The 10481-nt window shown below is 71.2% G+C and carries 9 protein-coding genes; 1 reads left to right on the top strand and 8 read right to left on the bottom strand.

Translation table 11 applies throughout. The features are described 5' to 3' along the window. Positions 1–307 precede the first annotated feature (307 nt). Complete coding sequence (locus ABZ893_RS34625) at positions 308–1315, bottom strand: stage II sporulation protein M (RefSeq protein WP_361412031.1); 1008 nt, start codon at positions 1313–1315, stop codon at positions 308–310. A 110-nt stretch (positions 1316–1425) separates the two neighbouring features. Between ABZ893_RS34625 and ABZ893_RS34620 the strand changes: the two genes are divergently transcribed. Continuing rightward, positions 1426–2361, top strand: a complete 936-nt coding sequence (locus ABZ893_RS34620; protein ID WP_361412029.1) for an RDD family protein — start codon at positions 1426–1428, stop codon at positions 2359–2361. A gap of 20 nt (positions 2362–2381) precedes the next feature. Here ABZ893_RS34620 and ABZ893_RS34615 read toward each other — a convergent pair whose 3' ends face one another. The 7 genes from ABZ893_RS34615 to ABZ893_RS34585 form a co-directional block, all read right to left on the bottom strand. Beyond that, positions 2382–2996, bottom strand: coding sequence for a hypothetical protein (locus tag ABZ893_RS34615; RefSeq protein WP_361412027.1), 615 nt, complete (start codon positions 2994–2996; stop codon positions 2382–2384). 132 nt (positions 2997–3128) lie between these two features. After that, complete coding sequence (gene ahcY / locus ABZ893_RS34610; RefSeq protein WP_361412025.1) at positions 3129–4592, bottom strand: adenosylhomocysteinase; 1464 nt, start codon at positions 4590–4592, stop codon at positions 3129–3131. Positions 4593–4873: 281 nt separating this feature from the next. Next, positions 4874–5848: a cation diffusion facilitator family transporter gene (locus ABZ893_RS34605; RefSeq protein ID WP_361412023.1), complete on the bottom strand. Its 975-nt coding sequence runs from the start codon at positions 5846–5848 to the stop codon at positions 4874–4876. Between the two features lie 146 nt (positions 5849–5994). After that, entirely contained in the window at positions 5995–7146 is a 1152-nt protein-coding gene (gene manA, locus ABZ893_RS34600) for a mannose-6-phosphate isomerase, class I (RefSeq protein WP_361412021.1), read from the bottom strand. A 63-nt stretch (positions 7147–7209) separates the two neighbouring features. Beyond that, positions 7210–8334 carry an SIS domain-containing protein gene (locus ABZ893_RS34595; RefSeq protein ID WP_361412019.1) on the bottom strand — a complete coding sequence of 375 codons (1125 nt, stop codon included), beginning with the start codon at positions 8332–8334 and terminating at the stop codon, positions 7210–7212. Positions 8335–8377: 43 nt separating this feature from the next. Continuing rightward, the gene (locus ABZ893_RS34590) at positions 8378–8548 is read right to left on the bottom strand and encodes a Trm112 family protein (RefSeq protein ID WP_361412017.1); all 171 of its coding nucleotides are present in this window, start codon (positions 8546–8548) and stop codon (positions 8378–8380) included. A gap of 407 nt (positions 8549–8955) precedes the next feature. After that, positions 8956–10320, bottom strand: coding sequence for a phosphomannomutase/phosphoglucomutase (locus tag ABZ893_RS34585; protein ID WP_361412043.1), 1365 nt, complete (start codon positions 10318–10320; stop codon positions 8956–8958). Positions 10321–10481: the final 161 nt, after the last annotated feature.

Raw genomic sequence — 10481 nt, 5'->3', positions numbered from 1 at the left:
ATCTTTCCGATCCGATTTCCTCGGTGCCTTTCAGGTTTCCGCTCCGGCCTTTCGGCTTTCGCGTTTCCCTTTCCGGCGGTTCCGACTTTATCAGAAGTTCTCAGCCGGATTGACCGGCGTTCGTTTTCCGATTTATCGGGGGTGCGCTTCTGGAGAAGAATTCTCGGAAGCGAGCTAGATGCTAGTGGTTGCGGTGGATCCTGTCGAATCCCAGGCAACTGTTCGAATCTACCTCCACACGCCAGCCGTGTCAACAGCTCTTGTGGGGCGTCGAGGAGACTAGCAGGTCAGCCGTGCCGAGCGCACATCAGGCGGCGGTGGGTACCGACGCGCTGCGCTCGGTCTTGTCCAGGTCACCCGTCTCGCCGGCTCGGGCCGCTCTGCCGCCGAGCACATAGACGTAGACCAGGAATGCCAGTTCGGCTGTGATGCCGATGGTGATGCGGGTCCAGGTCGGGAGGCCGGATGGGGTGACGAAGCCTTCTATGGCGCCCGAGACGAAGAGGACCAGGGCCAGGCCGATCGCCATTCCCAGGGCGGCGCGGCCTTCCTCTGCGAGGGCTGTGCCGCGTGTTCGAGGGCCTGGGTCGATGACGGTCCAGCCGAGGCGGAGGCCCGTACCGGCGGCTACGAAGACGGCCGTCAGTTCCAGGAGGCCATGTGGGAGGACTAGGCCCAGGAACGTGTCGAGGCGGCCGGCCGAGGACATCAGGCCGATGCCGACGCCCAGGTTGAGCATGTTCTGGAACAGGATCCAGAGGACGGGGAGCCCGAGGAAGACGCCGAGGACCAGGCACATGGCGGCTGCCTGGGCGTTGTTCGTCCATACCTGGGCGGCGAAGGACGCGGCGGGGTGGCTCGAGTAGTACGTCTCGTACTGGCCGCCGGGGCGGGTGAGGTCGCGGAGTTCGGCGGGGGCCGCGATGGCTGCCTGTACTTCGGGGTGGGTGCCGATCCACCAGCCGAGGAGTGCGGCGATCGCGGTGGAGAGGAGTGCGGTCGGGATCCACCAGTGGCGCGAGCGGTAGACCGCCGCGGGGAAGCCTCGGGTGAGGAATGTGGTGACGTCGGTCCAGGAGGCGCGGCGGGTGCCTGTCACGGCACTACGCGCGCGTGCCACCAGTTGTGTGAGGCGGCCGGAGATCTGGGGGTCGGGGGCGCTGGACTGGATCAGGGAGAGGTGGGTCGCGGCGCGCTGGTAGAGGGTGACGAGTTCGTCGGCTTCGGCGCCGGTCAGGCGGCGTCGGCGGCGCAGCAGGGCGTCCAGGCGGTCCCACTCGGCTCGGTGGGCTGACACGAAGACGTCGAGGTCCATCGGGTCGGCTGCTCCTCGGCTGCTGTTGTGGCGGCTGGCGTTGCGGCGCGATGTGGCCTCAGCTTGGCAGACTGGCGGTTCCGAGGGCAGGGCGGGGAAAGGCGGCCGGCGTGAGTGAGCTTGTGACGGGCGAGGCGGTGGCTCTTGAGCTGCGTCCCGCGAAGCTGCCGAGTCGGGCGTTGGCGGTGATGATCGATCTCGTCGTGGCGTTCACCCTGTACATCCTGGTGACGGTCGCCGTGGTGGCGTCGACGTCGTCGCTGGACCAGGCGGCGTGGGCGGCGGTCACGGTGGCGACGTTTGTGCTGGTGCTGGTCGGGGTGCCGATCGCGGTGGAGACGCTGAGTCATGGGCGTTCGCTGGGCAAGCTGGCGTGCGGGCTTCGGGTGGTGCGGGACGACGGGGGGCCGATCCGGTTCCGGCACGCGCTGGTGCGGGGGGCTGTCGGGGTCGTGGAGATCATCGCGACGTTCGGGGTGGTGGCGTGTATCGCGTCGCTGGTGTCCGTGCGGGGGCGGCGGCTCGGGGATGTGTTCGCGGGGACGCTCGTCGTGCGGGAGCGGGTGCCGGTGGGGGCTGTGCGGTTCGTGCCGCCTCCGCCGCCGTGGCTGGTGGGGCGGTTCGCCGGGCTGGATCTGTCGTCGGTGCCGGACGGGTTGTGGCTGGCGGTGCGGCAGTACCTGACGCGGATGGGGCAGCTGGATCCGCAGGTGAGCTGGTCGATGGCGGAGCGGTTGGCCGGTGATCTGGCGGCTTGTACGGGGGCGCCGGCTCCGCGGGATGTGCCGCCGGCCGAGTTTCTGGCGGCGGTGGTGCATGAGCGGCAGTCGCGGGATGCGCGGCGGGCGTTCGGTGGGGGTGAGGCTTCTGGGGTGGGTCCCGGTATGGGGCCGGCCGGTGCGGCGCCGACGTTCACGGATTCGTCCGGCGCGGCGACGAGCCGTACGTCACCGGCCGCTGAGCCGCCGTACGTAGAGACGCCCTGGTCTCGTGAGGGTGAGGGGCCTGCGTCTTCTCAGGGGACGGGGTTCGTGCCGCCTGCCTGACGTGGCGTCCGTGCCAGTGGTCACGTGAACGTCGACGGTGGTGTGTCGAGGTGTTCGAGCTCGATGCCGGGGGCGGCCAGCACTACGTCGCCGACGATGTGTACGGCGTGCTGTTCGCCCGTGTTCAGGTCGGTGACCTGGTATTCGTCCACGTTCAAAGGCCCGTTGTCAGTGGCGTGTGTTTCTGTTTTCAGCAGGGCCCAGGACTGGTCGAGGGTGAGGGGGGCCAGGACCGGGTCGGTGAAGCGGACGAGGCGGACGCGGGTCGCGGGGGAATCGGGGGTGAGGCGCAGCAGGCGTGCGGTGGCGACGAGGAAGGCCGGCGAGGTGCCGGTGAAGGCGTGGGCGGGGGCGTTGCCTTCGGTTGCTTGTTCGCCGGCGGGGTCGGTGCGTACCCAGGTGACGCCGTCGATGGCTGCTCCTCGTACCTGCCAGCCGCCGGCGTGGAGTTCGAGGCGGATGGGGCGGCCGAGTTCGTCGATGGCCAGGTCGACGGAGCCTGCGGGGTCGCCGGTGGGGGTGGTGGTCTGGGAGACGTAGCGCCAGCCGGAGGGGCCGGGGGCGCAGTGGAAGTGTTCTTCGCCGAGGGGGGTGTGGTCGTGGGTGTCGTGGAGCGAGTAGCGGCCGCGTGGCATGGGGGCGGTGGTCGTCCTTTCGGGTCGTGCGGGGGCGGGTCGGGCCGGTACGGGGCAGGCCCCCCGCACCGGAGTGCGAGGGGCCTGCCCGGAACCGCTGGGTCCGCCGGGACCGTTGTCCGGTCGGTGGCGTCAGTAGCGGTAGTGGTCCGGCTTGTACGGGCCTTCGACCTCTACGCCGATGTACGAGGCCTGCTCGGGGCGGAGCGTCGTGAGCTTCACGCCGAGGGAGTCGAGGTGGAGGCGGGCGACCTTCTCGTCGAGGTGCTTGGGGAGCACGTAGACGTCGGTCGGGTACTCCTCGGGCTTCGTGAACAGCTCGATCTGGGCCAGGGTCTGGTCCGCGAACGAGTTGGACATGACGAAGGAGGGGTGGCCGGTCGCGTTGCCCAGGTTCAGGAGGCGGCCCTCGGAGAGGACGATGAGGACCTTGCCGTCGGGGTAGGTCCAGGTGTGGACCTGCGGCTTGACCTCGTCCTTGACGATGCCGGGGGTCTTCGCGAGGCCGGCCATGTCGATCTCGTTGTCGAAGTGGCCGATGTTCCCGACGATGGCCTGGTGCTTCATCTTGGCCATGTCGGCGGCCATGATGATGTCCTTGTTACCGGTCGTGGTGACGAAGATGTCGGCCTTGTCGACGACGTCGTCGAGCGTGGCGACCTGGTAGCCGTCCATCGCCGCCTGCAGGGCGCAGATCGGGTCGATCTCGGTGATGATCACGCGGGCGCCCTGGCCGCGCAGCGACTCGGCGCAGCCCTTGCCGACGTCGCCGTAGCCGCAGACGACGGCGGTCTTGCCGCCGATGAGGACGTCGGTGGCGCGGTTGATGCCGTCGATGAGGGAGTGGCGGCAGCCGTACTTGTTGTCGAACTTCGACTTGGTGACGGCGTCGTTCACGTTGATCGCCGGGAACAGCAGGGTGCCGTCGCGGTGCATCTCGTAGAGGCGGTGGACGCCGGTCGTGGTCTCCTCGGTCACGCCGCGGATCTCCGAGGCGAGCTGGGTCCACTTCTGCGAGCCGTCGGTGATGGTGCGGTTGAGGAGCTCGAGGATGACGCGGTGCTCGTCCGACTCGGCGGTGTCGGCCGAGGGGACCTTGCCGTCCTTCTCGTACTCGACGCCCTTGTGGACGAGGAGGGTGGCGTCACCGCCGTCGTCGAGGATCATGTTCGGGCCGCCGGTGGGGGTGTTCGGCCAGGTCAGCGCCTGCTCCGTGCACCACCAGTACTCCTCGAGGGTCTCGCCCTTCCAGGCGAAGACCGGGATGCCCTGGGGGTTGTCCGGGGTGCCGTCGGGGCCGACGGCGATGGCGGCGGCGGCGTGGTCCTGCGTCGAGAAGATGTTGCAGGAGGCCCAGCGGACCTCGGCGCCGAGGGCGACGAGGGTCTCGATGAGGACGGCGGTCTGCACCGTCATGTGCAGGGAGCCGGTGACGCGGGCGCCGGCGAGCGGCTGCGAGGCGGCGTACTCCTTGCGGATGGACATCAGGCCGGGCATCTCGTGCTCGGCGAGGGTGATCTCCTTGCGTCCGAAGACGGCGAGGGAGAGATCGGCGACCTTGAAGTCCTGGGTCTGTCGGGTGTCGACAGTGGTCATAGGGAGCTGGCTCCTCGTGGTGGTAGGTCGAGGTGGGCATGGCTGGTCTGCGGCGGCGGGCATGGGGATGTCCGGGCGCTCGCAGCGCAGTCCGTCGGAGGCCCTCTCTCCCTCGGCCGGCCCGTCGTGCGGGCCGCCCGACCGCCATCAGCAGCGACGTCTGGCTCGGTGACGAATCTACACCGATCGCCCCTGCCGGACCCAGCCCGCCTCCGGGTCGGAGGTGGTGGCCCTGCTGGGCCGCCGTGGGCGGAGCGCTGGGCTCCGCCCCGTGCGAAGCGTCAGTGGGCTGCCGGGCCGGGTCCGCCGGGGGTGGCGGCCGGGTCGGCCCCTGCGGCGGCCGCGGCCTCGCTGTAGATGTCGGGCTCGAGGTAGATGACGCGGGCGATGGGGACGGCCTCGCGGATGCGGGCTTCGGCGGCGTCGATGGCGGTGGCGACCTCGGCGGCGGTGTCGTCGTGCTGGACGGCGATCTTGGCGGCGACGAGGAGTTCCTCGGGGCCGAGGTGGAGGGTGCGCATGTGGATGACGCCGGTGACGGTGTCGCCGTCGACGAGCGCGGCCTCGATCTTCTTGACCTCGTCGATGCCGGCGGACTCGCCGAGCAGCAGGGACTTGGTCTCGGCGGCGAGGACGAGCGCGATGGCGATGAGGAGGATGCCGATGCAGAGGGTGCCGATGCCGTCCCAGATGCCGTCGCCGGTGGCGAGTGCGACGCCGGTGCCGAAGAGGGCGAGGGCGAGACCGATCAGGGCGCCGAAGTCCTCGAGGAGGACGACGGGCAGCTCGGGTGCCTTGGCGCGGCGGATGAACTGGGACCAGGAGAGCTGGCCGCGCAGGCCGTTGGACTCCTTGATGGCCGTGCGGAAGGAGAAGCCCTCGGCGATGATCGCGAAGAGGAGGACGCCGATCGGCCAGTACCAGTTCTCGAGCGCGTGGGGGTGCTTGATCTTCTCGTAGCCCTCGTAGACGGCGAACATGCCGCCGACGGAGAAGAGGACGATCGAGACGAGGAAGGCGTAGATGTAGCGCTCGCGGCCGTAGCCGAAGGGGTGTTGGGGGGTGGCTTCGCGCTGGGCCTTCTTGCCGCCGAGGAGGAGGAGGCCCTGGTTGCCGGAGTCGGCGAGCGAGTGGACGCTTTCGGCGAGCATCGAGGAGGAGCCGCTGAAGAGGAACGCCACGAATTTCGCCGCCGCGATCGCGAGGTTGGCGGAGAGTGCCGCCACGATCGCTCTGGTGCCGCCTGAAGCGCTCATGTGTTCCCGAAGTCCCTTCGTACGCCGTCCCGGTCCCGGCGCGTACGGATGATCCGGGTAGTACGGATCTGTCCGCTTACGCCGTCCCGGGCTTTGCCCGCCCTTTGCGGTGGGTCATTGTTGCAGCACGGGACGGCGGGGTCGCGTCAGGCCACCACGGTCGCGCGGAAGAGGGTGCCCGTACCGGATACTTCGACCTTTTCGCCTGCGGGGACGAAGGCCGACTGCCCTGCGGTGAGGGCGAGTTCGCCGGCGCGGACGGTGCCCGCGGTGCACAGGAGGATCTGGGGCGTGGGTGCCGTGAGGTCGTGCGGGGCGGTGCCTTCGGGCAGGACGTAGCGGGAGAGGCGGAACTCGTCGATGGGGGTCTCGTAGACCTCTTCGCCGGATGGGGAGGCCTCGGGGCGCAGGATGCCTGGGTCGGTGGCTTCGAAGCGGACGATGCGCAGGAGTTCGGGGACGTCGACGTGCTTGGGGGTGAGGCCGCAGCGCAGGACGTTGTCGGAGTTGGCCATGATCTCGACGCCGAGGCCGTCGATGTAGGCGTGCGGGACTCCGGCGCCGAGGTACAGGGCTTCGCCGGGGTTGAGGCGTACGTGGTTGAGCAGCATGGCGGCGATGACGCCGGGGTCGCCGGGGTGGTGGTGGGCGAGGGCGGCGTAGGGCGCGTAGTCGCCGCCGAGGTGTGCGGCGGCGGCCGCGGCTTCGGCGACGGTGGCGGCCATGTCGTCGTGGCCCGCGCACAGTACGGCGGTCAGGACCTCGCGGAGCGCGGCTTCCTCGGGGTGGGCGCGCAGCAGGTCGGCGTAGGGCTTGAGGGAGTCGACGCCGAGGCCTTCGATGAGGCGGGCGGCCTCTTCGGGGTCGCGGAATCCGCACAGGCCCTCGAACGGCGTGAGGGCGCAGAGCAGTTCGGGCTTGTGGTTGGCGTCCTTGTAGTTGCGGTTCGGTGCGTCGACGGGGATGCCGGCGCGCTCCTCGGCCTCGTAACCCTGTTTGGCCTGGGTCAGGTCGGGGTGGACCTGGAGGGAGAGCGGGGCGCCGGCGGCGAGGATTTTGAGGAGGAAGGGCAGGTGGGGGCCGAATTTGGCGGTGGCCGCGGGGCCGAGTTCGCGTTCGGGGGCCTCGTCGATCAGCTCGTTGAGCGGGCCGCGTCCGGTCCGGGACGGCGCTCCGGGGTGGGCGCCCATCCACAGCTCCGCCTGCGGTTCCCCGGTCGGCTCGACGCCGAGGAGGTGCGGGAGGGCGGTGGTGGAGCCCCATGCGTAGGGCCGGACGGTGTTCGTGAGGCGGTCCATCGGGTGGGTTTCCTCCGTACGCGAATCAGGGGCCGCCCGGTGGTCGGGTCGGCCGGGTCCACGTCATGCCCCCGAGGTAAGTGCGAGGTAAACGGCGGCGAAATCCGTGACGGCGATCAGTTCGGCGAGTGTTTCGAGTTCGTCGCCCTCTTCGGGTTCGAGCTCGCTGATCGGGGTGTCGTGGCCGAGCGCGAGCTCGCGGGCGGCGGGGGCGGCGGTGAGGCCGCCGGGGCGGTCGCGGAGCAGGACGACGCGGGCGTGCATGGGCTGCGCTTCGTCGACGCGGTCGCGGAAGAAGTCCTCGGGGTCGGCGCCGGCGGCGAGGTCGCCGAGGAGCAGCCTGCCGTGTGCGGGCAGCACCTCGGGCAGGTCGCCGGCGAGGGCGGGGCGGCCCGCCAGCTCGGCGAGCGCGGCGGCGAAGCGGCGTCCGGCCGGGCCTGCGGCGTGCCCTTCGGTCCAGATCAGGGGCAGCGCGTCGGCGAGCTCGGAGGCGAGGGCCTTGGCGGGGTTGCTGTACGTCTCGATGGCGGGGCCGCAGCGTTCGGCGGTGCGGTCGAGGCGGTCGGCGACCTTCTCCAGGGCGTCGGCGGGCGCGTCGATCAGGCCGGTGCGGTCGAGGAGGGAGAGCAGCGGGGTGAGCAGGGCCCACAGGGCGCCGGGGGCGGAGGCGGCGGCGGGTTCGTCCTCCTCGTACGGGGCGGTCGCCATGGGTACGAAGAGGCCGTGCGCGACGGCGACGGACTCGCTGAGCGGGGCGCCGGACGGGGCCACTGCGACGACGGTGCAGCCGCGCCGGTAGGCCTGGTCGACGAGGAGGCCGAGGCCGGGTTCGGTGCCGTCGGTGGTGGCGACGAGGAGCAGGTCGACGGGGCCGGCCCAGCCGGGCAGCTCCCAGCGCATGGCTCCTGCGGCGGGGGCTACGCCGGTGGGGCGCAGCCGTGTGACGGGGCAGGCGGCGCCGGCGAGCCGGCCGAGCAGGTCGGCGACGCAGGCGGCGGCGAGGCCGGGGCCCGCGAAGAGGACGGCGCGCGGGCGGCCGTCCGGGGAGAGCGCGGTGATCCCGGCCTCCGCGGAGTGCCGGACCGCGGTGCGGACGCGGGCGCCGGCCTCGGCGGCGCCGCGCAGCAGGCCGCGGCGGTCTGCCCTGGCGAGGGCGTCGGGGGCGTCGAGCAGCGATTCGTCGAGCATGGTGTCACCCTCCGGGACGGCCGGTGCGGGGCCTGTGTGGGACCTATGCGGGGCGGCGGGCCTCGTCCACGAGAAGTACGGGGATACCGTCGCGGACCGGGTAGGCGAGGCCGCAGTCCGATCCGGTGCAGAGCAGCTCGGCGTCCGCCTCCTTGAGCGGGGCGTGGCAGGCCGGGCAGGCGAGGATCTCCAGGAGGCCGGCTTCGAGCGGCATTGTGGTGTCCCTTCGGGGGGTCGGATGGTGCTTTTCGGGGTTCGAAAAGGTGCGGTGTGCGGCCTGGTCAGGGTACCGCTGGGCGGGCGCGGAGGCCGCTCGGACGGGGGGATCGTGGGGCGCGGGACCCCACGGGTGGGGGCGGGGTCATGGGTGGGCCGGGCCCGTGGGTGACTGCGGGGACGGTGGGCCCGCCGGTCCGACGGCCGGAGGCCCCCAAGAGGCCCCACGGCCGGCAAGGCCTCACAACCGGACGCCCCACGCCCGGCGAGGCCTCAGACCAGGAGCCCCCACGATCGGAGGAGCCACGACTGGAGCCCCCACGCCCGGACCGCCCGGACCGCCCGCGCCGCCGGCGAGGCCCCACCCCGAGGTGGGGCGAGAAACCCCCCGCCCCACCCGCTCCCTCACGCCCGGATGATCGCCAGCACCTCGTCGCGGACCTTGGCCATCGTCGCCTCGTCCCGCGCCTCCGCGTTCAGGCGGAGCAGCGGCTCGGTGTTGGACGGGCGGACGTTGAACCACCAGTCGGCCGAGGTGATCGTCAGGCCGTCGAGTTCGTCGTGGGTGATGCCTTCGCGGCCGGCGTACTCCGCCTTGATCGCGGCGAGGCGGGCCTGCTGGTCGGCGACCGTGGAGTTGATCTCGCCGGAGCCGGCGTAGCGGTCGTACTCCTCGACCAGGGCCGACAGCGCGCCGTCCTGGCCGCCGAGGGCGGCGAGGACGTGCAGCGCGGCGAGCATTCCAGTGTCCGCGTTCCAGAAGTCGCGGAAGTAGTAGTGCGCCGAGTGCTCGCCGCCGAAGATCGCGCCCGAGGTGGCCATCTCCTGCTTGATGAACGAGTGGCCCACGCGCGTGCGCACCGGGGTGCCGCCCTGCTCCTTGACCACCTCGGGGACGGACCAGGAGGTGATCAGGTTGTGGATGACGGTGCCCGTGCCGCCGTTCCTCGCGAGCTCGCGGGAGGCGACGAGCGCGGTGACGGCGGACGGGGACACGGGGTCGCCGTGCTCGTCGACGACGAAGCAGCGGTCCGCGTCACCGTCGAACGCGAGGCCGAGGTCGGCGCCCTCCTCGCGGACCCGCTGCTGGAGGTCGACGATGTTCGCCGGGTCGAGCGGGTTGGCCTCGTGGTTGGGGAACGTGCCGTCGAGCTCGAAGTACATCGGTACGAGGTCGAGAGGGAGCCCGGCGAACACGGTCGGGACGGTGTGCCCGCCCATGCCGTTGCCCGCGTCGACGACGACCTTGAGCGGGCGGATCGACGTGAGGTCGACGAGGGTGCGCAGGTAGGCCGCGTAGTCGTCGAGGGTGTCCCGCTGCGCGATGGTGCCTGCCTGGGCCGCGGGCTCGGGGGCGCCCGACTCCAGCCACTGCTCGGCCAGTTCGCGGATCTCGGCGAGGCCCGTGTCCTGGCCGACGGGGGCGGCGCCGGCGCGGCACATCTTGATGCCGTTGTACTGGGCCGGGTTGTGCGAGGCCGTGAACATGGCGCCGGGCAGGTCGAACGCGCCGGAGGCGTAGTAGAGCTGGTCGGTGGAGCACAGGCCGATCTCGGTCACGTCGGCGCCGAGGGCGGATGCGCCGCGCGCGAAGGCGCGGGACAGGCCGGGCGAGGAGGGGCGCATGTCGTGTCCGACGACGATCGCCGTGGCGCCGGTGACGCGCACGAAGGCCGCGCCGAACAGCTCGGCGAGGGGCTCGTCCCACTGGTCCGGGACCACTCCGCGTACGTCGTACGCCTTCACAATCTGGGACAGATCAGCAGCCACGGTCACCCAACTCTCCTGAAGTCCGCTTCGGTGACCACAAACTACCCGCACGACCTGACCGCCGACTGCGCGCGTCCCCCGAGATTCCCCTGAGGTTGCCCCCGACATTCCCCGACGTCAGGCGGTTTCACGGACACATCCGGTCCTGGCTCTCACACCAG

The sequence above is a fragment of the Streptomyces sp. NPDC046821 genome, assembly GCF_040645335.1.
In the GTDB taxonomy this organism is placed as follows: domain Bacteria; phylum Actinomycetota; class Actinomycetes; order Streptomycetales; family Streptomycetaceae; genus Streptomyces.
The sequence above is the reverse complement of the archived record's forward strand: the minus strand, read 5'-3'. Positions and strand labels throughout refer to the sequence as shown.

What these genes read in the sequence shown, in the direction of transcription:
- ABZ893_RS34625 (WP_361412031.1), bottom strand. Translation starts at nt 1,315, where the DNA reads ATGGACCTCGACGTCTTCGTGTCAGCCCACCGAGCCGAGTGGGACCGC.
- ABZ893_RS34615 (WP_361412027.1), bottom strand. Translation starts at nt 2,996, where the DNA reads ATGCCACGCGGCCGCTACTCGCTCCACGACACCCACGACCACACCCCC.
- ahcY (WP_361412025.1), bottom strand. Translation starts at nt 4,592, where the DNA reads ATGACCACTGTCGACACCCGACAGACCCAGGACTTCAAGGTCGCCGAT.
- ABZ893_RS34605 (WP_361412023.1), bottom strand. Translation starts at nt 5,848, where the DNA reads ATGAGCGCTTCAGGCGGCACCAGAGCGATCGTGGCGGCACTCTCCGCC.
- manA (WP_361412021.1), bottom strand. Translation starts at nt 7,146, where the DNA reads ATGGACCGCCTCACGAACACCGTCCGGCCCTACGCATGGGGCTCCACC.
- ABZ893_RS34595 (WP_361412019.1), bottom strand. Translation starts at nt 8,334, where the DNA reads ATGCTCGACGAATCGCTGCTCGACGCCCCCGACGCCCTCGCCAGGGCA.
- ABZ893_RS34590 (WP_361412017.1), bottom strand. Translation starts at nt 8,548, where the DNA reads ATGCCGCTCGAAGCCGGCCTCCTGGAGATCCTCGCCTGCCCGGCCTGC.